At 40.7% G+C, this 22,758-nt stretch carries 15 protein-coding genes; 8 read left to right on the forward strand and 7 right to left on the reverse strand.

The window, feature by feature from the left end; translation table 11 throughout:
• Positions 1–518: 518 nt before the first annotated feature.
• The 5 genes from KIH41_RS16395 to KIH41_RS16415 all read left to right on the forward strand — a co-directional run bounded on the left by KIH41_RS16395 (position 519) and on the right by KIH41_RS16415 (position 8,801).
• Complete coding sequence (locus tag KIH41_RS16395; protein WP_214163078.1) at positions 519–1,241, forward strand: fibronectin type III domain-containing protein; 723 nt, start codon at positions 519–521, stop codon at positions 1,239–1,241.
• A gap of 41 nt (positions 1,242–1,282) precedes the next feature.
• Positions 1,283–5,461 (forward strand): T9SS type A sorting domain-containing protein, encoded by a 4,179-nt coding sequence (locus KIH41_RS16400; RefSeq protein ID WP_214163079.1) that lies wholly within the window; start codon positions 1,283–1,285, stop codon positions 5,459–5,461.
• A 260-nt stretch (positions 5,462–5,721) separates the two neighbouring features.
• The gene (locus KIH41_RS16405; RefSeq protein WP_214163080.1) at positions 5,722–6,261 is read left to right on the forward strand and encodes a hypothetical protein; all 540 of its coding nucleotides are present in this window, start codon (positions 5,722–5,724) and stop codon (positions 6,259–6,261) included.
• Between the two features lie 8 nt (positions 6,262–6,269).
• Positions 6,270–7,895, forward strand: coding sequence for a hypothetical protein (locus KIH41_RS16410; RefSeq protein WP_214163081.1), 1,626 nt, complete (start codon positions 6,270–6,272; stop codon positions 7,893–7,895).
• Positions 7,896–8,291: 396 nt separating this feature from the next.
• The gene (locus tag KIH41_RS16415) at positions 8,292–8,801 is read left to right on the forward strand and encodes an MFS transporter (RefSeq protein WP_317194967.1); all 510 of its coding nucleotides are present in this window, start codon (positions 8,292–8,294) and stop codon (positions 8,799–8,801) included.
• Positions 8,802–9,205: 404 nt separating this feature from the next.
• On the opposite strand, the gene agaR is transcribed toward KIH41_RS16415, so the two are convergent.
• The 7 genes from agaR to KIH41_RS16450 form a co-directional block, all read right to left on the reverse strand.
• Entirely contained in the window at positions 9,206–9,964 is a 759-nt protein-coding gene (gene agaR / locus KIH41_RS16420; RefSeq protein WP_214163083.1) for a transcriptional repressor AgaR, read from the reverse strand.
• A gap of 122 nt (positions 9,965–10,086) precedes the next feature.
• Positions 10,087–11,493: a Gfo/Idh/MocA family protein gene (locus KIH41_RS16425; protein WP_214163084.1), complete on the reverse strand. Its 1,407-nt coding sequence runs from the start codon at positions 11,491–11,493 to the stop codon at positions 10,087–10,089.
• A 45-nt stretch (positions 11,494–11,538) separates the two neighbouring features.
• Positions 11,539–12,534 (reverse strand): amidohydrolase family protein, encoded by a 996-nt coding sequence (locus KIH41_RS16430; RefSeq protein WP_214163085.1) that lies wholly within the window; start codon positions 12,532–12,534, stop codon positions 11,539–11,541.
• Between the two features lies 1 nt (position 12,535).
• The gene (locus tag KIH41_RS16435) at positions 12,536–13,357 is read right to left on the reverse strand and encodes a class II fructose-bisphosphate aldolase (protein ID WP_214163086.1); all 822 of its coding nucleotides are present in this window, start codon (positions 13,355–13,357) and stop codon (positions 12,536–12,538) included.
• Positions 13,358–13,380: 23 nt separating this feature from the next.
• Positions 13,381–14,328 (reverse strand): carbohydrate kinase family protein, encoded by a 948-nt coding sequence (locus KIH41_RS16440; protein WP_214163087.1) that lies wholly within the window; start codon positions 14,326–14,328, stop codon positions 13,381–13,383.
• Complete coding sequence (locus KIH41_RS16445; RefSeq protein ID WP_246539192.1) at positions 14,318–15,262, reverse strand: 1-phosphofructokinase family hexose kinase; 945 nt, start codon at positions 15,260–15,262, stop codon at positions 14,318–14,320. Before KIH41_RS16445 ends, KIH41_RS16440 begins: the two co-directional genes overlap by 11 nt.
• Positions 15,246–16,415: an SIS domain-containing protein gene (locus KIH41_RS16450; RefSeq protein WP_214163088.1), complete on the reverse strand. Its 1,170-nt coding sequence runs from the start codon at positions 16,413–16,415 to the stop codon at positions 15,246–15,248. Before KIH41_RS16450 ends, KIH41_RS16445 begins: the two co-directional genes overlap by 17 nt.
• Positions 16,416–16,834: 419 nt before the next feature.
• Between KIH41_RS16450 and KIH41_RS16455 the strand changes: the two genes are divergently transcribed.
• The 3 genes from KIH41_RS16455 to KIH41_RS16465 are packed head-to-tail and all read left to right on the forward strand — an operon-like array spanning position 16,835 to position 22,754.
• The gene (locus KIH41_RS16455) at positions 16,835–19,756 is read left to right on the forward strand and encodes a SusC/RagA family TonB-linked outer membrane protein (protein WP_214163089.1); all 2,922 of its coding nucleotides are present in this window, start codon (positions 16,835–16,837) and stop codon (positions 19,754–19,756) included.
• 10 nt (positions 19,757–19,766) lie between these two features.
• A complete protein-coding gene (locus KIH41_RS16460) occupies positions 19,767–21,401 on the forward strand; it encodes a RagB/SusD family nutrient uptake outer membrane protein (protein ID WP_214163090.1) in 1,635 nt (544 codons plus the stop codon).
• Between the two features lie 57 nt (positions 21,402–21,458).
• Positions 21,459–22,754, forward strand: a complete 1,296-nt coding sequence (locus KIH41_RS16465) for a DUF3472 domain-containing protein (protein ID WP_214163091.1) — start codon at positions 21,459–21,461, stop codon at positions 22,752–22,754.
• The last annotated feature ends 4 nt before the right edge of the window (positions 22,755–22,758 follow it).

Genomic DNA, 22,758 nt, shown 5'->3' on the forward strand with positions numbered 1-22,758 from the left:
ATAGCTGCGCTATATTCCCTGAAGGACTGATTAATGGATTAGGGAGCGGAAGTACCTTACGTTAATCCATTGATCCATTCAACCCTTCGACCTATTTCATAGATCCCCGCAGGGATGATTGGGAAATAATCTTCTAACCTACGTAGTTTAGAAGGTTATTCGGCCTGCGGCCTGGTTTAGGGGTTTAGAAATCGCGAAGCGGCGAGGAGGATGAGGCGTGGGCTCACGCAAGCCCATAATGTTTATATATTGGCTCCACCAATTGTTTTTTTGAGCGTGGTCCTGAGTGAAGGCGATGGGAAGCCGAAGGGGGCGTCTTCCAAATACAATCTTCTTGAGTTAAAGCAATCGTTAATTTTTTAAATATATCGTTTAAAGACTGTAAAGGGTGATTATGTATAAAAATAAGTAAAAAATTACTTAAAAATTTGATATTAAGTAGTGTAAACGTAATTTAGCGGTAGTTATTGTTTGAAAATTCATATAGCTGCTTAAATTATTGTTTTTACTTGATAGATATGATTGATATTTTGAAATCTAAGAAGGGTGGTTTTATTTTTTTTCTGTCTCTTGCCCTGTGGTCCTGTAAAGAGGATTTTGAATTGCTTAGACCATCAGTTGAAACCCAAGAAGTAACTGATGTTACCCATGAGTCCGCGTTATCTGGTGTCATTATCCTGGATGATGGGGGAGACCCTATTCAGCAAAAGGGATTAGCCTGGGGAATAAGTTCTCCTCCTACCATTGAAGATAACCAAACCCTGTTGGAGGGCGATAACATGGAGGCTAGTCTTACGGGGCTTCAGCCTGGTACCCATTATTTTGTAAGGGCTTTTGCTAGAAACCGTGTGGACATCAGCTATGGTAGGGAGTATGAATTTAAAACTTCATCAACCTATCCTCGAGTAGCGTTACTTCAAATTGAAAACATAACGGTCAATTCGGCCAGGGTCAATGCCGAAATGGAAAGCTATGGAGGATCCGAAGTGGCAGAGAAAGGGTTTTGCTGGGGACGGAGTAGCGAGCCTACCCTAGAGGATGGGCATGTCATTTTTGCTGAAGGGGAAGAATTTAATCAGACCCTCTCAGGACTTGAGCCGGATACTCAGTACTTCGTCAGAGCTTTTGCCAGAAATGAAGTTGGCTTGTCATATAGCGAAGAATATGACTTTTATACTAAAGATAGGCTACCTGAAGCCCCGGCTCTGCCTGGCAAGACGGCGTTCCATTCAAAACGGTAAAGGGACTGATTGTAAACTAGATATTAAATGATTTTTGGAATATGATGAGATTTTTACTTTTCGCTGTAGTTATATTGATCAGTTTGCAGGCAGAAGCCCAACGGATTACCTCAAGGGGAGGGCCTGTTTATTATATTGATGATGAGAATCAACTTTGGGGATGGGGGGGTACAGGCTTGGCGAGTGGGAAAGGGGATGGGGATGTTCCTGAACTTTTAAATTTAGATATAGAAATAGAGAAGATTTATGCCAGCTCGGATGCCACCCTCGCCATTGATGTGAATGGTGATGTTTGGGGCTGGGGGACGAACTATTTTGGAAAATTGGGGATAGGTGAAGAAGCAACAGCTTCTACGCCGACCCAAGTAAAGTTTCCTGCAAAAATTAAGGAAATTAATTTTCTTCAAAATACAGCAATTGCTTTAACTATTGATGGAAAAATTTGGGGTTGGGGAAACAACCAAAATAATAGATTGAATTTGGGGGAAATCAGCATTCAAAGAACACCCGTGGAGATTTTTCCTGAAACAAGTTGGAAATCAGTTAAATTAAGTTCATCTGGCTTCGCTGGAGTTCGAGAAGATGGTACGTTGTGGGCTTTTAACCGGATTATTCAAGAAGACGGAGGGTGGGAACCAGGTCAATCATTAAAAGCTGTTAATCTTGAGAATGATTGGAAGGTGGCTTATGATTTAAGTGCCAGCCTTGCGATGAAAGAAGATGGCAGCATGTGGAGTTGGGATCGCTTAAGAACCGCTTTGGAGGGCTTAGATCCTATCTTACCAGAGAAAAAATTCAGTTCTTTCAACTATTCGGGTAGATACTCATTGATTGACGAGGAAGGAAATCTATTTCTATTTCAGGATGGGGAATGGATGCTTGCTAATGAAATGAAATGGAAAGAGGTAGAAACTGGAAGCGTCAATTTAGGGATAACAAACGATAATGAGGTGTATACTTGGGGTTGGAATCTGAATGGTAATCTTGGAATAGGCACTCATGGAAATAAAGCATTTCCTTTCAGGCTGGAGCTTCCCTTTCCAGTAAGCTCTTTTAGCTCAGGCCTAGATTCATTTATTGCATCTGGTGAAGGAGGTAATCAATATATTTGGGGATCTAGACACCCGGAAAGACATTTTTTACCTGACACCGTAGACTATAGGCTGCCTTTTCCAATAGAAAGAAAAGGACTTACCTCAATTCAAATCAATGACAGGAACGTGACGGGATTTGATACCGACGGTTTCTTGTATGGTTGGGGGAATTTTGTCAGCTGGGATGGCATACTTGGAGAAACCTTACTAGAGAAAACCCGTCTATCTGATTTTAATGACTGGAAAGAATTTAGTTATACAATGGGTCATAGCTTATTTTTAAGAGAAAATGGTGATATATATATCTTAGGCGATTTTTATCCATACGAAAATAATGTGCCATGGAATCTGAGGCTCTTGAAAGAGGATTCTGATTGGTATAAAGTAAGCGTAGCAAACAATTACAGCATTCTTGTAAAAAGAAATGGAGAAGTGTGGGTGGCAGGCCAAAATACATTTGGAAATTTGGGCACAGGGGATAATATTACCAGGGCAGAGTTTGTGTTGATAGACAGTTCGGGTGTGTTTGCTGATATTAGAGAGATAAGAAGCTCAGGTGTACAGACTCTCGTTATCTTAAATGACGGGACCTTATGGCGTTGGGGCCAAAATATTGATAAGCATATGGCCAATACTGAGGAAATAAGACTGACTCCTTTTCAGGTTGGAACTGATAATGATTGGAAAGAAGCTGCGCCTGGACGATATGGAGCTCTTTATATTAAAGAGGATGGGACCCTTTGGGCATCTGGGGAGAATGTTTTTCATTTAGACCATAGAGAACTTTCCGACCCAAGTGAAATAATACAGTTGGGAGAGGATAAGGATTGGAAGCATGTATATACCAACGATTTTGATACTAATTTTGCACTTAAAAATGATGGTTCATTGTGGTCTTGGGGTAACTCCGGGCTGGGCCGAGCAGGTAATTCGGATGCCTTTCGAGATGAATTGCAACTGGTTAAATTTAATGTAGAGAAACCGCTTCCTCCAGTTATAGGTGACCTACAGGTGTCTGAAATGGAACCAGGAAAAGTAACCCTAAGTACATCTGTAGAAAATATCAGCGCTGATTCGATATCGAGTCGTGGGTTTATTTTCGCCCAAACTGATAATCCAGGTTTTGGGGACAATGTAGTTGAAAGCCATGAGGGTTTTATAGCAGAAGTTGAAGCACTTGCCCCCAATACTACCTATTGGTTTAAGGCATTTATCATAATGAACAACTCCGATACGGTGGTGAGTGAAGTTTATTCCCTTACCACAGCCACCGTATTGGCAAGCATAGCCGCCCCTAGCACAGTGAACATTGATATAACCACCGCTAACGTGCAATCGGAAATCGAGTCTGAAGGGGGCGCCAAAGTACTCGAAAGAGGGTTTGCGTGGTCAATTAAACCTGAGCCCTCTATGCAAAACGCAATTCTATTGGAAGATGAAATGAGCTTTGCTGCCACCTTGACCAATCTCAGTCCAGATAGGGCATACCATGTATGGGCTTTTGTACGTACTGAAAAGGGGCTTGCCTGGAGTGAACCTTTGATCTTCAATACTTTGGATGACGATTTGCCGCCCATTATCTCATTTCGACACGAATCAAAAGAATATTTTTATCTCGAAGGTGCGTATGAAATCCAACTTGAATTAGCTGATCACAGTAAAATTTCGGAAGCCATAATTAAATATAAGGGAATCAGGCAAGCTGAGGATGACTTGGAATGGAAAGGTTCTGGGAATTTGGCAGAGATTCCCAGTGACACCTTGAATATAACCTACAGCTTTGAGGAAGTCAATTTTGATGAGTTGGGAATGGTATTTCATGTAGAAACCACTGATGAGTTTGACAATACGTCTATAAGTGAGGAGAAGGTTATCTATAGAACTTACAGTTCTGCCGCTCCTTTATCTTATGCTTTACCACATGCTGGGGTGGCCACCGAGGACTATAGGCTTTTTAGTGTTCCTTTAGACCAGCCAGATGCCACGGTATCCAATACCCTGGGACGTGATTTTGGGGAAGTACATGAGGCACTATGGCGGATAATTTCACTTGCAGACGGAGAACTGAGGGAAATGTCTGGAAATGAGCGATTGGAAATGGGTAAGGCCTATTGGCTCATTTCAGCATTGAACCAGCCCTTGAATTTTGTGGGTAGTGTGGCTAGGGTGACTCCCGGCGATCCATTTCAATTGGAGCTGGAGGAAGGGTGGAATATGATCAGTAATCCTTACCCCTTCGATTTGGATTGGGATTTCGTAGCAGTTACCAACAAGAATTTGGGAGATGTGCCGTCCCCATTAGGGTTTGTCGGGGACTATTATGAAGAGCTTATGTTGAGGCCATTTGAGGGTGTGTTTGTGTTTTCTCCTTCCCCAAAGCAGGTTGTTTTACCGGTTGGATTAGGGGCAGGCTCATCTGCAAGGTTAGCTTCCAGAGAAGATACTGGTTGGAAATTGTCATTTAACCTAGGCACACCATCTGGATTATCAAACAATGTTTCAGCATTGGGTATGTTGGAAGAGGCTGTGGAGGGGTTTGATCGCTACGATTTACCCCTTATGCCGAGAATGGCATCGTATGTAGATATTTCGTTTTTGGATAAAGAAATTGTGGGGCTTCCGTTTACCAGGGATTTTGTCTCAGAGCTGGAGGGATATTCTTGGGAATTTCAAATTAACAGTACTGAAGAGCAGATTGATCTAAGTTGGTCCATCGATAATTTAAAGTCTGGTCAGCTTAAACTGGTAGACTTGACTCATGGTACATCCTACGATATGGCTAAGACCAATAAGATTTCAACTGTCAAGGGGAGTGAGTTTAAGGTTACTTATACATCCCAAGGAGAAATTAGGGGTGCAGCCCGGCTAAAGAATATTTACCCCAACCCCGCGAGTTCTATTGTCCACATCCCTTTTACCCTGCAACACGATGCCCCCTATGAAATCCACATATATGATAGTATGGGCAAGCTGATTGACATAATTGGTCAAGAAATCGGCAAAGCCGGAGAACATGAGGTTTTATATAATGTAAATCAATTAACTCGTGGTCTTTATCAAATCTTGATTAGGACTTATGGCGATAATCAACCTGTTGTGATGAGTAAAAGATTGATTGTTAAGTAATTATTGAGTGGATTTTTTATGTGTAAAACGCAAATTTTTACGTGGTTTTGCGTCCCGCTGGCATAACTGTATTGGATGCCCAACGGGACAAATTAAGGGATTAAAAAATAAACAGGTTTTAAGTTTTAAGTCCAAATATTTGGCATTTTATTCATGTATTAAATTTTTGGTACTTTTTTTGTTTAGTTGCAGCTTTAAATTATTCAGTATTCGTCCCCTTAGGCCGAATTAGATATTCATCTTTTTAAATTCTTATTTCCATGAAAAAACTTTACCTCTTTGCCATCTTATTTTCACTAGGTGGCGTTTTGTCCAATTTAAAAGCTCAAGTCACCTTTTCCCATTCCGCGGGGGTTTTTTCCACTAACTTGACTAGCAACATCCCAGCAGGGCTGGCCTATTCTCCCAGAGTTAATTTCTTGGAATTGACAGATGAATCTACCTTGTCATTTGGAACCCATTTAGGGCTGGGCATTACCGGCGGTTGGGCTTCAGATCTTTTGGTGGATGTTCCTTTAGTGGTAGAATATAATTTTGGACATGCTTCCAGCCCCTATTCTGATGCGCTTTTTGGGGGATTCGTTGGACTTGGTTACGATTACATGCATATTGAAAGCCTAGGCGATGAACCATCCACTCTGCGCCAAAGCATCCATGGCCCTATGGTCAATGCCGGTATCAGGGCGATAGTATTGGAAGTGCCTTTTATGCTTAGGGCAGCCTACACCCTGAACCTCAATGATCACCAAGGCAATCCTACGAATGTGTTGGTTTTAGGACTATTGTTTAACCTTAATTGATAATTATTATGAGAAGTTTCGTCATTGTTTTATTGAGTTTATTTTTTGCTTTTTCGGTGGAGGCCCAAAACCAAACCGGCCAACTGGTCAAAGCCAAAAAGCTGAAAGGAAAAAAGTACAGGACCATACACCGGATAATCGGACAGGATGATCTAGGAGTCTATGCCGTAAAATCCAGTAAGGCTGACCATATCGATGATTTTGTCAAAAAACCTGTGTTGGAGCGGTATGATGAAAACCTGAATCTGGTACACTCCATGAAATTGGACAAAAGGCCTTATGCCGGATTTTTTCTGTTTGAGGAACTGATCCAATTCAACGATGATCTGGTCATGTTCTTCACGACAATGAAGAAAGGTCAGATTGTTTTCTATCAGAAAATAGACAAGCAGACACTACAGCCGATAGGCAGTCCGGAGCAGGTGAGCCAGAGCCAACTGCCCCTGTTGTTCAAACCGCAGATGCTCAAAAAAATCAATATAGAAGTTTCCCCTGATGGAGAGAAGGTGATGGTGTTTTTCCGCCACCCAACGGGAGCCGGGCAGCCGGCGACTTTTGATATGGCAGTATTTGGACCGGGAATGGAAAAAGAATGGGAGTATACAGCCAGGCTTACGGATGAAAACCGGTATGTTCATGTATCAGACGCCAAGATTGATAATGATGGAAGGGTTCATTTTGTAATTAAACAACAAGGTAAAAATAGGGAGGTGAAACAGGGCGGTGAGCCTGAATCAAGATCATTTCTACAATCTTATAGTAGGGATGGCAGATTGGCTTCTACGGAGTTGGTTTCCCAATTTGATCCATTTTCCAACATGATGCTTGGGATTGATGTACAGGGAGGGCTACACTGTGTGAGCATATACTCCAATTATAAAAAACGTAAAGGCTCTGCTGGGCTTTATACGATGAAACTCGCAGCAGACACTCATGAGGTGATTTATCAAGAATATAATGCCTTTACCGAACAGCTAACTTCACAGGGATATCGTGCTGAAGACCCTAAAAGCAAAGTAACCGTCATAGGCAATTTGAATCCCAGTAGGATTCTAGCCTATTCAGATGGAACCATTGGTTTTATTGCCGAAGAGAGAACGGACCATGTGGGGTATGAGTACAGGAACCCTTCGAGTCAATCCAAATATCTTCAGCAAGGGGTTCACCCGCTTCATCAGAATCAGATGAACTCTCAAAAGACAGAACGTTACCGTTTTGGAAGCGTATATGCTTTTAAATTCAATAGCGATGGGACAGAACAATGGAGTAGTAAGGTTTTGAAAAACCAACACTCCAAAGAGGAAAAGGATTTTTACCTGTCTCATGGCCTGGCCTTTCTAAATGACAAAATCTATATGGTGTTCAATGAGAATGTAAAGAATTTTGAAGTTGAATACCTCGAGGACTATAAAGGGCTGAAAGGTAAAAATAATAACCAGGTTGTGATGGTTGGGTTTGATCGCGAGGGTCAAAAAAGCAAAAGCGTCCTTGCCAAAACAAAAGATATCGATGTGTTTGCCCGGCCTATTATCACCAAGCAAGTTGAAAACAATCAGTTGATCCTATTCGGACAGCTGAACAGAAAAGCCTGGATGGGCAGAATTGATATCAATCCGAATTTAGCAACAAATTAAAAGCTGACTAATAGTGGTTTAAAGGTTTAACGTCCCGCTGGCATAATTGTATTAGATGACCAGCGGGACTGACCGCTTCTTCAATTTTATCGGTTGTAAAGTAGCCGACACCCGAGTCGGAGACTCTTTACTCAGAGGTGCGAAGTCTGAAGACATTCGCACAACGGTAGTTCTGAGCGCTGAGCACTGGGCATTTAAAATACGGAAAGGCCAATACGGCTAGAATGGCCACGTTTGATGCTGGATCTGACAACAATGACAATAATGACAACGGCGAATTCCGATGCGTAGCGTCGGAAAAGCGGACAACCAAGACAACCACGTGAACCTCAAGTACGAAGGACGAAGTACGATCGGCATCCGATTAAACATTAAACCATAAACAAATGAACGAAAATATTTGAAATGTCGGGACTGGCTACAGACACTGCTTTCCTGCAGGCTGCATCAGTTGGGTTGATAAATATGGTTTTTACTCTTCTTGCCATGAGTTTGATTGAAAAGATAGGCCGTAAAAAGCTGATGGGTATAGGGTCCATTGGAATGATCGTCAGCTTGATCACCACCGCATATCTTTTCCAGCATGGAAAGGGAGATGTTGGGATATTGATACCCTTGTTGGTTTTTATTGCCAGTTTTGCCTTCTCTCAGGGGGCGGTGATATGGGTATTCATTTCTGAGGTTTTCCCCAATAAAGTACAGGCATCAGGGCAGTCTTTTGGCACATTTGTCCATTGGTTTTGGGCGGCAGTGATGACTTGGTCTTTTCCTATCATCGCTGTAATGCCAGGTGGTGGCACGATAGCATTTGGCTTTTTTGCAGTGGCTATGATACTTCAATTTGGATTTGTATTAAAATATTTGCCTGAAACGAAGGGGAGAGTGCTGGAAGAGGAACTTGCATAACTGACGGGCTACACCTTCTGGATTGGGTATTCGCCCTGCGGCCTGGTTTAGGGGTTTAGAAACCGCGAAGCGACGAGGAGGATGAGACTTGGTTTCACGCGGAGGCGCAAAGAGAAAGCGCAAAGGGCGCGGCGTTGCCTACAGCTCCGTTAGGAGCGGCCGATATAATAACCGCCGGTGGCAACCGGCGGGCAGCAAACACCTACCACATCACAAGTCCCAGAGGGACGCACCATATAAATTCCTGAGTGAAGCCGCAGGATGGGGATGGCGTGGTTTGCTCTAAACTCCTAAACCTCCCTATCCCCGCAGGGTTGATCGGGGAATAAACTTCTAAACTTCGTGGCATAATTGCATAGGATGCCAGCGGTACTGATTAATGGGATGAGAATAAGTGTAAAAGATTATACAACTATCACCTCGACATTATTTTTCTCCAGCATTTTAACATGTTTTTCATCCACATTGCTATCAGTAATGACTTTATGGATCTTGTCAAATGAGCCTATAAAGGCAAGACCAACTTTGGTAAATTTACTTGAATCAGCCACTACGATTACCTCCTCGGAAATATCTATCATGATCTGGTTTAAGTAAGCCTCTTCCATGTGATGGGTGAATACCCCAACATCGGCTTTGAATCCGTCTACACCTAGGAAAAGCTTATTGCAATGAAGCTGACGAAGATTTCTCTCAGCCATCGGCCCGACAAGGGACATGGAAAATTCTTTGAGATAACCTCCGGGCATCATTACATCCAAATTGTTGAACTTTGAGAGGTTGTTGATGATATCAAGGGCATTACTAATGACGGTAAGTTTTTCGAAGCCGCCGAGATTATTTGTTATCTCCATCGTAGTGGTGCCGGAGTCAAGAATTATGGCGTCATTTTCTTCTATTAAGGATGCCGCTTTTTTACCAATTCGCTTTTTAATGTCTAAATTGATTTTTTTCTTTTCGGCAACAGGCAAAGCCAAGTTAGAAACCTTGAATGCTCCACCATGGGCACGAATGAGGAGTTTGTTTTTTTCAAGGTTAGCCAAGTCATTTCTTATGGTGACTTCACTTACGTCTAATTCTTGGCTCAATTGCGATACATTGACTTCGCCAAATTGATCCAAGACCTCTAAAATTCTTGATCTTCTACTTACTGTCTTTTTCATTTATAATCAGTGTAAAAAAAACTGCCAATTTTTTGGACTTGGTAAATATAGCCTAATGTGATTAAAAAATAAAAAAGGGAGCACCGCACCCTTTTTTATTACTGTCAAACCCAAATTTAAAATCACACAATTACTTTAGTATTGCCGCCCCCTTGTAGGGATAAATCAACTGGGGAGTTTTCCTTCCATGCTCCATTTGTAAAATCCGGAACATCAATAGAGTTGGAGCGGTTTGCAACTGACCATTCAGTAAGCGGGGATACTGCGCTCCAAAGAGCGGCATCGTATACGTCCTGATCCAATGGAAGCCCGTTTCTCAGACAATCTACCAGTCTCCACTCCATCATGAAATCCATACCTCCATGTCCTCCAATTTGCTTGGCTAGGTCACCCACCTTTTTGACAATTTCGGGAGTGTACTTATCTTCTAATGCTTTCATTTCATCTTCCTTGTGCCACCTGTGCCCTTTAGCAATTCCAGGTTTAGGATATTTTTGAGCATATCCATCGGTGCCGCTAATTACATGCAGACGTGAATAAGGCCTTGGACTGGTCACGTCATGCTGAATCATCATTGATTTTCCTTTTTTTGTTTTAATGGTAGTGGTGTTCATATTTCCACCATATCGCTTATTAACATAGGAAGCGAAAAACTCATCTTCTTTTGCAAGTTCTTCTGCTTTTTTGGCCATATGGAAATCGGCGGAAGACATGGAATTCAGATAATCCAATTGATCCCCTCTGTTAATATTCATTATTTGACATACCGGTCCTAGCCCATGCGTTGCATAAAGGTTGCCGTCACGATAGTTTTCCTTTAATCTCCACATGTCTTGATAGGCATCTTTATTGAAATTTAGGTCTAATAAATCGTGAATGTAGGCTCCTTCTGTATGAATAATATCACCAAAGAAGCCATCCCGAGCCATGTTTAAGGTTAGGAGTTCAAAAAAATCATAGCAACAGTTTTCCAACATCATACAGTGCTTGCGGGTGCGCTCACTAGTTTCAACGAGTTCCCAACACTCATCGATTGTTTTGGCAGCTGGTACCTCAACCCCAACATGTTTTCCAGCTTCCATTGCGTATACTGCCATTGGTACATGCCAGTCCCAGGGAGTGGCTATATAAATCAGGTCAATATCATCCCTATCGACCATTTTTTTCCAAGCATAGGCACTTCCCGAGTATTCATCGGGGTCGTGTTTTGTTCCCTTAAGTTTTTCCTTTACCTGCGCCACTTTTTCAGCTCTAAGATCACAAAGTGCTTTTATTTCAACACCCTCAATTTTGCTCATTCTATTGACGGCCCCAGGTCCCCGCATACCAAGGCCTATAAATCCAACCCTGACCTTATCTATTTTAGGAGCGGCGTATCCGCTCATATTAAAAATTTGAGAACTGGTTCTTTTACTTTGTCTCAGGATGTCATTTTTGGCCTGCTCGGCCTTGACTGAAACGGTAGAAGCTACCAGTCCTAGACCCGCAAGACCGGAAAGCTTAAGGAAATCTCGTCTATTGTTGCTCATTTTATTAATGGTTAATTGTTAATTTCAGTTGTAGGTTAAGTGGTGTTATGTTGTCAGTGGCTGAAAACCGTAGGTTTTCTGAGCATTTGTATGGAAAATTTTCTCCAAAATGGATTTTTCTAATTCTAAGCCATTAAAGGAATCCTTGAATTCTGGTGCACTTAATGTTTTACCTGAGGAGAAGAAGTCCCAATGGGATTGCCATAGGTTTTCGAATTTTCTTTGTATTTCACTTTCAGATAATGACCCGTCATCAATCACGTCAGTACCATAGATTAATCTATCCTGATGATTCATTATAAATGATTTAACTTTTTTGTGGTCGATAGTAGCTTGATATTGGAGGTGACAGATTCTTTCTGCTAAATCAGTCATCGTATTGGGAAATGTGTCAAGCCAATTGCTTACAGCATCAACGTTCCATTCCAAACTCGCGAGATGCAAGCCAACAAATTTTAAGTTTTTGTGCTTTTTCAACCTTTGATCCCGGGCAAAAATTTGCTTTTCATAAGTTGGATAATTAGGATGCAAATGCATGTGATATTGGGGATGTTTGCTAAAATATTCCCTGTCAGAATCAACCGTCATTTCATCCAATGGTAACCAACAGTTTTTCGGTTCACCCAAATGGCCTATTACCAATATCCCGTTGTCCTCAAGGTATTGAAATATAGAATCAAACTTTGGATGATCTATCATTACAAAATCCCCGTGTTGATCTTTAAGGTCCATTCCGATGTTCTTCCATATTTTTACTCCCGCGGCTCCATCATCCAATCCTTTTTTTATCTCATTTAAAGCCTTGGTTTCCCAGTGTTCGTCTTCCCAACCTTCAACAGAAAATGATGTAATGAACCTGACCCTCCCAGGGTATTCTTCCGCTAGTTGCAGTGCAACTCTTTTTTGATCTGATAATGAAGGGAAAAATGGAATATCGGTGTTGATAGATAAAAAGCTTACCCCTTCGTCCACCGCTTTTTCCATTTTTCCTCTGGAAGGGGTGTTTAAATGAACATGTGCATCTATGGTTGGCTTTATCATACTATTGATTTTGTACGATTTTTAATTTCTCTTTTACTAAGGAAGTCACCTGGCTTGTGGCCGATGGGAACACTTTCCTTAAGTCTATTTCATCGTTCCCTGCAAGTTGCAGTTGGAGGGTCTTCATAAATATATTTTTGATTTCAGTAGCAAGGTTGATCTTGCATATTCCTCCTTCGATTGCTTTTCTCAGCTCGGAGGCAGGAACTCCCGAACCACCATGTAATACTAATGTAGCGGAAGTTGTCGAGGCAATTTCTTTTAATAGCTCAATTTGAAGTTTCGGTTCTTTTTTGTAAAAACCATGAGCTGTACCGATTGCTACCGCTAATGCATCAACTCCCGTTTCATTTACAAATTTTTCGGCTTCCTTTGGCTGGGTAAATCCATTTAATTCGTGGGATTGACCTAGTTTCGCTACATAGCCAAGTTCGGCTTCTACGTGGGCTCCGTAGCTTTTAGCTCTTCTTACCACTTCTTGGGTGATTTTTACATTTTCTTCAAAAGGTAATTCACTGCCATCAATCATTACTGAGTCAAAACCCACGTCAAGGCAAGATTGGACAAGATCTACAGAGCCCCCATGATCGAGATGTATCCATCCCTCTACACCATACTCATCTAGGGCTGATCGCCCAAGGGTTACAGCAGTCTTTAAACCCATGTAGTCGATTGAGCTTTTTGTTAATTGTAAAATAAGGGGTTCATTTAAAGCTGACGCAGCATTTAAAACCCCATGCAAAGTTTCTACATTATAAAAATTTGTTGCCAGAAGTCCACGCTTCTGTTGAGTAAATAAGTTTAATTTATCTTTCAATTTCATTTTTTAGATAGTTTAGGTGCGTTTCAAAATGTATGAGTAAAAGTCTCTTTGACTGTTTTTTCTACAGATTCCATATTTTGAAATGCACCTGTGCCACCTGGTCCAGTAGTATTGATGGCCCCCATTAAATTGGCGTAGTCCATGCATTTTTCCAATGACTTACCTTTGAGATACTGATGGAGAAATCCGGCATTAAAGCTGTCGCCGGCACCGATCGCATCTATAAATCTGTCATGTAGGTAAGGTGCAAAGGATTGCGGGCTTTGGTTTTTAATGTAAAGTATGCTACCCTTTGTACTTTGCTTTAAAGCAATGATATTTCCGTAGTTTCCGATTTCCTTTAAAGCATTCTCAATATTCGAGTCCGCAACTAGGTTTATGAGTTCGAATTCGTTTGGAAGAAAAATATCCACATAAGGAAGACAGGATTTATAATCAAATTCCCACTTTTCATCCGGGTCCACCTGTAGATCTAGGGATGTTGATAGCCCATGGTGTTTGGCTCTTCTGAAAATTTCAACTATATCGTTTTGAAGTCCTTTTTGCAAAAAATAATTAGACAGATGAAGGTGCCCATATTTCGAAAGTGACTCCCACGGGATGTCTTCTATGGTTAGATGTTCCATTGCGCCACAATAGGTCACATTGGCTCTGTCATTATCGTAATTCATGACTACCGTGACTCCCGTTTGGTAGGATGGGTCTACACTTATGTGGTCAACATTAACCTGCTTTAATTTGAGGTCATCGAGCACAAATCGCCCAAAATTATCGTCTCCTATTCTACCTACAAAAGTCGTGTCTGTGCCTAGGGTAGAGATGTTTGCTGCAAATATTGCAGACGAGCTTCCTAAAGTTATATGAAAAGTATCTGCTAATTTTTCTTCCCCAAGAGTTGGTAACCCTTTGATCTTATTAAGGATTAAATCAACATTCAACTCGCCTACAACCAATAATTTTTTATTTTTCATAGCAAATACTATTGACTTCTACATGATTTAAAAGGCTCTTTACGTCAGCACCGTGCAACATGCCCAATTCTTCTCTCAAGCAATTAGCAGCCCCGCATGCAACACTCCATTTAGCGATTTCCTCGAGCGGAAAATCATGGATTATTCCCAGCGATATTCCAGCAGTTAGGCAATCCCCGCTGCCCACTGCGGACTTCACATCCCCAATATCAACTTTCGCATGAACCTGCCTGCCTCTGTACGAAAGATACAGTCCATCCTTTCCTTTGGTAAAGGCAATGAGGTCCACCTTGTCCTGAAGATGTTCGAAAACTTTATCAGGATCATTGCTATGGCATAATGATATTGCTTCATCTGCATTGAGGTGGATGCCAAAAACTTTAGCCTCCAATGCTTGGGTTAAATTGTGGCCCGAGCAGTCGATAATTACCTTTTTGTTTAATGATTTAGCAATAAGGATTAGTTCTTTATTCGAATATCTCGGTGCTCCTATAGGCCATGAGCCAGAAAGGGTTACCAGGTCATATTCGGAAATAATGCTTTTATAAACCGCTATAAAGTTGTCTAAATCATTTTCACTCATTTCAGGTCCTGGCTCCAGTAATTCTGTGTCGTTGGACGCTGTGTCTTGAGATAAAAAGGTATAGCATTTTCTGTTATTCCCCTTCAAATCAATTCCTAAAGTAGGAATTCCTACGGATTCACAATTCCTTTTGATCCAAGCGCCAGCATTGCCTGCCCAGCTTGCCATCAAACTGACTGGAACGGAAAGCTCTGCTAATGCCAAAGCCACATGAACCCCTTTCCCGCCGGGATATTCTTTTAGCTTCTGGATACGATTTGCTTTACCCAAATTGATTTGAGGGACTGTTGCAAATACATCTATGGAAGGATTTGGGCAAATGGCCAAGACACGTTTATTCATCTTTTTCATATATAGTGACACCTTCTACCACCCGGCTGATTACCCCATTTACTGAGGGATTGTCAGGGTTTAAATCAAAATGAAGTGAAAAATAATACCCAAGTAGTTGTCCGATTAATGTTTGGACAAGTGGGTGGAAAACATCCTCTCCATTACCATCCGGTATTGGGAAGTCAATGTGATTCCGATGGCTTTTTTCTAAGGCTTTACCTATTGAAAGAGATAGGATCTTGCGTGGGTCCTGAAGAATAGACTCAGCTAGGTCTTTTTCATACTTATAAATGTGCTCATCTTTTGAAAATAAGAAAACAACAAGCGCTTTATTATTAATAACTACCTTAGGTCCATGTCTAAAACCTAGAAACGAATCATGCTTGCAGATTAATTTACCGTCTGTCAATTCTTGCAGTTTTAAATGGCATTCCCGTGCGATTCCAAGACTAGTACCCGAGCCCAGGAAAACCACTCTTTCAAAATCTTTATCAGATAACTCGGAGATTTTTTCAGGGAAATGTTTAAGAATAAAAATGGCTGATTCAACCGCCTGGTCAAGCTGGTTTTTGATGAATGCCTTGTCCTCGTCTAGGGAAAAAATAAAATAGCCAGCAAGATACATAGAAGTGAAGCTGCCTGTCATTGCCAAGCTCTTATCATTGGACTCTTCAGGGAGAATAACTGTATAAAAATTGCCTGACGCATTTCCATAGTTTGCCAGATCTCCTTCCGCATTGCATGTAATAATTATATGATAGACCTCTTTGCAGTGCTGATTTATTAATTGAACCGCTGCCATGCTTTCGGGGCTATTTCCAGACCTTGCGAATGATACCATTAAAGTAGGAATGTCCTCCACCAGGTAGTTTTTAAAATTGGATACTATATCAGTTGTGGGTATTGCCTGTACCCATTTCTTAAGCTTTGGTAATAGTAGGCATTGAAGAGATTCACCTATAAAGGCCGATGAACCAGCGCCAGTAAGTATGATCCGGAGATTCTCAATTTGAAGTATTGGGGCTAAAAAATCTGTCAGCTCAGCTTGTTGCTCTATTATTTTGTCCAATGTCTTTTGCCATAATATGGGCTGGCCGCTAATTTCCTCTGCGGTATAATAAGTTTCACTACCACTATTTGTAAAAATATTTGCTGAATAGGCTTGTTTCATGGTCGTATTATTCAATGTACAAATGCACTAATTGTCTTTCATTTCCTTTCAAAGTAAGTGAAAAGAATTTTAATAAGAAAGCTTCGTTTCGTTATTTTTTTATTGTTTTGCAGAAATAATACATCCCTTGTAATTATTAAAGTATTGATTTAATGTGTTTTAGGGAAAGATTTTTAGGATGTAAGAAATAAGGTTTACAAAAAAAATATCAGTTTTATTCTTCGTTTCCTTTGCTTTTTATTGAATATTAATTTTATATTAGCACATGGAAAGACAGTTGATATGTGGTTGTTCATGGTTTACATGATACATAAAAATCTGTTATTTTCGTTTTGAATAGAATAAAATTTTATTTTTAATTAAAATGGAGTTCTGTAAAAAGTTTTAATTCTGGATAAATCCTATAACCAAATGATCAAATGAAAACATCTCTATCCTTTATTTTCTTATTTTTCCTTTTCCTTGGGAATGTAAGTGCTCAACAAAGACCTATCGAAGGTCAGATACAAGATCGGGATTCCGGCGAAGGGATCCCTGGTGTGAATATTATGATAAAAGGTACTTCCACAGGTACAATCAGTGAAATTGATGGAAGTTTTTCATTAAATGTGGAGCCTGGGAATGTCCTTCTAATTTCATTTATAGGATATGTCTCTCAGGAAATAGAGATTGCAAACCAATCCCAAATCACTGTCGACCTCGAAGTAGATACTCAGCAGTTGGAAGAAGTTATTGTTACTGGATACGGAACCCAAAGAAGGGAAAATCTTACGGGTTCAATAGGTACTGTAAGTTCAGAGAAATTGCAGGATATTACTTCTCCAAATATTGGCAACATGCTTCAAGGTAAGGTCGCAGGGGTTGATGTGATTACCAATTCCGGCGCTCCAGGTGCAGAACCAACCATTAGAATTCGTGGCCGTAACTCTATCAGGTCTTCAGTGGACCCTATTTGGGTTGTGGATGGTGTAATATGGCATGGAACTCCTAATCTTAACCCTCAGGATGTAGAGAGTATATCTATTTTAAAAGATGCTGCAGCTGCAGCCCTATATGGGTCAAGAGGTGCTAATGGCGTGGTGGTAGTCACCACCAAAGGGGCAAAAGGAGATGGGACAAGTACATTTAATCTAAGTACTAAAACCGGTGTCACTCAGTTTAATACCGGTGGCTTTCAGCTTTACAACTCTCAGCAGCTGTATGATTATTGGGGGAGTTACGGCAACCAGGGAGCTCTTCCGGATTTTTATAATGAATCCTTATTAAATACAGATACGGATTGGATAGATATTGGAACCCAACAGGGGTTGGTGCAGGATTATAACTTATCGTATTCTGGAACTTCAGGCAAAGCGCGTATTTATGCCGCAGGTAACTATTTTCGAGAGGAAGGGACAGTAAGAGGGGATGTGTTTGAAAGGCTTTCCGGTCGATTGAATATTGATTACGATGTGAATGAAAGGTTGACTATAAAACCCAAATTAGCTGCAACTTACACCACCACAGACAATAGGCGTCACAGTATTTATGACATATATAGAAACCTGCCATGGGATCAGCCATTTGACCAAGATGGTAATCTGGTTAACCCTCAGCAAGGGGGAGTGAACTGGCTGGGAAGAGATAACAGGAATTATTTATATGATCTCCAATGGAATTTTGGGGAGTCAGCCACATTTAATATTCTTTCAAACATCGACTTCGAATATAATATTACTGATCATTTATCTTTTATCTCTACCAACAATATAACTTTCTTTAATTCTGAAAATCTAGGATATGTAGACCCAAGATCGAATGCGGGGTTGGCTGATAATGGTAGATTAAATAACCACATGGCTAGAAGGATTACAAGATTCACCAACCAAATGCTTTCATATACCCGCGATTTTGATAGGCATCATATAAATGCATTGGCAGGATATGAATATAATGATTACGTATACAATGATCTTTCTGCTACTGGAAAAGGTATAGTGCCAGGAGCGCAGGTAATAAGTAGTACCTCTGAACCAATGACTATAGGTGGTACTAAAAACGATTATGCTTTTCAGTCCTTCTTGGTAAATGCGAATTATGGGTTTGACAGCCGATACAATATACAAGTGTCAGCAAGAAGAGATGGTGCTTCGAGATTTGGGGCAAATCAGAAGTATGGCAATTTTTATGCAATAAGCGGTTCCTGGAATGTCCATCGTGAAGCATTCTTCAACAGCTCCACATTTAATTATTTAAGAGCGAAGGTTGCACACGGAACAGTAGGGAACACCCCTTCTTCCTTGTACCCGCAGTTTGAGGTTTACTCACTAAATGCGATGTACGCAGGAAGACCTGCAGCAGTTCCTTCCTCCTTGGGCAATGATGATCTCACTTGGGAAAGAACAGTTGATACCAACATAGGAATTGAACTGGGGATAATTAATAGGTTTGATATAACCTTGGAATATTATAATAAAAATACCAATGGCTTATTGCACTTTGTCCCCCTGCCAGATATTTCGGGTTTTACCGGGTTTTTTGATAACATAGGTAGCGTAAGAAATAGTGGTGTTGAATTCTCTATAGGTGCTGATATTGTTCAATCCGGAGGTTTTAATTGGAGGTTAGATGCCAACATTGGCCGCAATGTGAATTCTATTACTGAACTATATGAGGGTAGGAGGCAAATTGATGGGCTTCGCATAATCGAAGAAGGCCAAGATATAGATACATGGTTCATGAGAAATTGGGCAGGTGTGAACTCTGAAAATGGCCGACCGCAATGGGAGATAATGGATGGATCCACTGGCGAGGTTACTATCACAGAAGACTATGCTCAAGCTACTTTGCAGCGTGTAGGAGCTTTGACTCCGGATTTCTTTGGCGGAATTTCTTCTAGCATGGAGTTTAAGGGAATATTCCTTAATGCAACTTTTGCCTATTCCAAAGGAGCAATGGTATATAATGCAGCCCGGGAATTATATGACAGTGATGGGGCCTATCCAACTTATAATCAAATGGTTCTTAGGCCTGAGTGGTCAAGATGGTCACCTACAAACCCTAATGCTACACATCCAGAGCCTATCTATGGAGGTAACAATAATGTTCACAGGCCATCATCGCGTTTTCTAGAAGATGCTAGTTTCTTGAGGCTGAGAAACGTCACATTAGGTTACCGTTTGCCTGCTCCATTAGTTAATTCTTTGAGGCTTGGATCTGTAGATGCGTTTATTGCGGGAGATAACTTGTTGACATTTACCAAGTTTTCAGGCCTTGATCCTGAAGCTGCAATCAATGGAGATGCATCCTCCCCATACCCGCTTCCAAAAAGGATCTCATTTGGTCTAAATCTATCATTCTAATTTGCTAGCCATGAAAAATAATTCCATAAAAATTTTATATGTATTTATAATTGCAAGCCTTTTCTATGCCTGCGATATTGATAGGTCTCCTTATGATGCCATCACTGCGGAAGATCTTAGCAATTCAGAGGGTAGTGCAGAGTCTGCAACCCTCGGTAATTATAGTCGAATGAAGGCATGGACGGAAAACTGGCATAGGTTATATGAATATCCGGGCGACAATGTCTCCCTGAGTGGTACAACTACTGACCCGCTTTTTTTCTCCTATAATTATCAAAGAATTCCAAATGGATCTAGAGCTGCTGGCTTTTGGAGAAGCAGTTACCAAATAATAGTAGGCAATAATAAAGTGATTGAAGCTTTGGAAGAGGGATCCTCTGCTACGAATGATCAACTGTTGGCTGAAAACTACTACATGCGTGCTCTGATGCACTTCTCTTTAGTAAGTATTTTTGGCAGACCTTATAACCAAGGGCGTGATAATCAGGGGGTGCCCATAAAAATTGATGGGGACCATCTCAACCATCCCCCTAGAGCAAGTGTAGGAGAGGTATTTGATCAAATTGAAGCGGATTTGCTTAAAGCAGAAAGTTTGTTTACTGAAACCAAGTCAAACATTTACGCTTCTAAAGAATCTGTATGGGCATTGCTGTCTAGACTTCACCTCTATAAAGAAGAAAATGATTTAGCGATTGAATATGCTGACATGGTAATAAATTCAGGTCGATTCAATTTGGTAAATACCAGTCAGTTACCAGATTATATCAAAATGACTCCCGAGCAAAATTCAGAGACCATCTTCGCTGTTAGATTTGTGAGAGATGCGGATTATCCAGATAATGGTTGGTTTACTGTGGGGTCCCTTTATGCCAATATCCAAGGGACAGGATGGGGAGAAATGTATGCTTCACGTACCCTATTGGAGAAATTGAGAGAATACCCAGAAGATGTGAGAAATGATTTTATCACGCCTGCGGTCGTCAATCAAGATGTTTTATGGGCCATATATGTGGATGACGACTATACTTATAGATGGGAAGTAGTGACTCAGGAAGGTGACGATTATTTTTATACTAGGGATGGGCAGACTTCAGCCTTGGTAAAGGAAGAATCTGCAAGGGGGTATGATTATTATATCAACACATCTGAAGGATTAAAGAAAGTGTTGATCGATAATCAACTAGATGTGAGGAATGGCTTTCCAAAATATTTTATTCTAAAAGCCTCTGGTCAAGAAGATCAAGTTCACCTGTGGTCCCCAGTAGTCTCCAGATTAGCCGAGATGTACTTAAATAGAGCTGAAGCAAATGCCAAACTTGGAAATTTTGACCAAGCTCTAAATGATGTAAATATTATACGCGAAAGAGCAGGGATTCTACCAGATGGGCTTTATACTTTGGGCAACATAGGCGACAGGTCGGTATTAGATGTTGTGATGGATGAGAGACGCCTTGAGTTGGCATATGAAGGCCATCGGAAAATTGATGTGTTTAGAAATAGAATGACTATGGATAGACGCTATCCGGGTACCCATTTGGCCACTAGCAGCCCCATTTTTGAAATTAATTATCAGGACAATGCCATTATCGAATTCATTCCTGAAACGCAATTATTGATACATGAAGGACTGACCCAAAATCCGTGATAATATTTAATATAAACGGAGCACCTAGGGTGCTCCGTTTCAATTTACAGGTAAGCTATGAATAAATATGTTGTTTTAATCTTATTGATATTTTCATTTACTAAATGTCAGCTAAATGATGTAGCGCAGGAAGATGGGGTAGAGGTTGGCGTAAAAATTCCTATGGGAGGGAACACCTATATTACAAAAGAGGCAAATGGTGCAAAAATAACAAATGAAGGAATTCAAGAGTGGGAAAATGAAAAAACCAAATTTGAAACTTTTATACATTTTACCCAACCGGTTAAGGCCGGTATTGCGCTGCACTTCCAAGACTTACCTCAAGAATCTATTGTAATCAGTATGTCGGTGGGTGAGCAAGAGGAGTTAAAAGAAATATCTTCAGCCTCTTCTCGAAATGTACAGTTTGGAGAGTTTGATTTTGCTAAAGGTTATTCTTCTATAAAGATTCAGGGAAAATCAAGTTCTCGATTCCCTTCAATTGAATCTATTTCACTTTTCCCTGAAAGTGAAAATGTCGATATATCCTTTGTAAAGGATAATGAAGATAACAGATTTTACTGGGGTCGCCGAGGTCCTTCAGTTCATATGACCTATTCATTGCCAGAGGAAACAGATTTTGAATGGTTTTATAATGAAATGACTGTGCCCGAAAACCAAGATCCTATTGGATCCTATTTTATGGCAAATGGGTTTGGCGAAGGGTATTTTGGGATGCAGGTGAATTCCGGGGAAGAGCGAAGGATCCTTTTTTCAGTATGGAGTCCGTTTCAAACGGACAACCCCGAAGATATACCTGATGATCAGAAAATATTGCTCTTAAAAAAAGGAGAGGAGGTAAATACAGGCGAATTTGGAAATGAAGGTTCAGGGGGTCAAAGTTACTTGGTGTTTGATTGGAAAGCTGGGCAAACGTACAAGTTTCTAAATTCGGTTAAGCCTGATGGAAATGGGAATACAATTTATACCGCCTATTTCTTTGCTCCCGAGATCGGGAAATGGAAGCTGGTGGCAAGTTTTTTACGACCACAAACTGATACGTGGTATAAAAGGCCCCATTCGTTTTTGGAAAATTTCATCGACCGAAATGGCCATATGGAAAGGAAAGTCCTATATCAAAATCAGTGGGCTAGATCTAGTGATGGGGAATGGAAACCTCTAACTGAAGGAAAATTTACCGGTGATGATATTGCAAGAAGAAAGTACAGGTTAGACTTTGAGGTAGGGACTGAAGGAAAATCTTTTTATTTACGGAATGGAGGCTTTTTCCACCCCAATACTCCGCTAAATTCATCATTTAATCTTTCAACATCAGGCACACCGCCTGAAATAAAATTCATTGAACTTCTATAAAATC

Source organism: Litoribacter ruber (genome assembly GCF_018500185.1).
GTDB classification, from domain to species: Bacteria; Bacteroidota; Bacteroidia; order Cytophagales; family Cyclobacteriaceae; genus Litoribacter; species Litoribacter ruber.

Coding starts and splice junctions, on each gene's coding strand:
- KIH41_RS16395 (WP_214163078.1), top strand. CDS start 519: ATGATTGATATTTTGAAATCTAAGAAGGGTGGTTTTATTTTTTTTCTG.
- KIH41_RS16400 (WP_214163079.1), top strand. CDS start 1,283: ATGATGAGATTTTTACTTTTCGCTGTAGTTATATTGATCAGTTTGCAG.
- KIH41_RS16405 (WP_214163080.1), top strand. CDS start 5,722: ATGAAAAAACTTTACCTCTTTGCCATCTTATTTTCACTAGGTGGCGTT.
- KIH41_RS16410 (WP_214163081.1), top strand. CDS start 6,270: ATGAGAAGTTTCGTCATTGTTTTATTGAGTTTATTTTTTGCTTTTTCG.
- agaR (WP_214163083.1), bottom strand. CDS start 9,964: ATGAAAAAGACAGTAAGTAGAAGATCAAGAATTTTAGAGGTCTTGGAT.
- KIH41_RS16425 (WP_214163084.1), bottom strand. CDS start 11,493: ATGAGCAACAATAGACGAGATTTCCTTAAGCTTTCCGGTCTTGCGGGT.
- KIH41_RS16430 (WP_214163085.1), bottom strand. CDS start 12,534: ATGATAAAGCCAACCATAGATGCACATGTTCATTTAAACACCCCTTCC.
- KIH41_RS16435 (WP_214163086.1), bottom strand. CDS start 13,357: ATGAAATTGAAAGATAAATTAAACTTATTTACTCAACAGAAGCGTGGA.
- KIH41_RS16440 (WP_214163087.1), bottom strand. CDS start 14,328: ATGAAAAATAAAAAATTATTGGTTGTAGGCGAGTTGAATGTTGATTTA.
- KIH41_RS16445 (WP_246539192.1), bottom strand. CDS start 15,262: ATGAAAAAGATGAATAAACGTGTCTTGGCCATTTGCCCAAATCCTTCC.
- KIH41_RS16450 (WP_214163088.1), bottom strand. CDS start 16,415: ATGAAACAAGCCTATTCAGCAAATATTTTTACAAATAGTGGTAGTGAA.
- KIH41_RS16455 (WP_214163089.1), top strand. CDS start 16,835: ATGAAAACATCTCTATCCTTTATTTTCTTATTTTTCCTTTTCCTTGGG.
- KIH41_RS16460 (WP_214163090.1), top strand. CDS start 19,767: ATGAAAAATAATTCCATAAAAATTTTATATGTATTTATAATTGCAAGC.
- KIH41_RS16465 (WP_214163091.1), top strand. CDS start 21,459: ATGAATAAATATGTTGTTTTAATCTTATTGATATTTTCATTTACTAAA.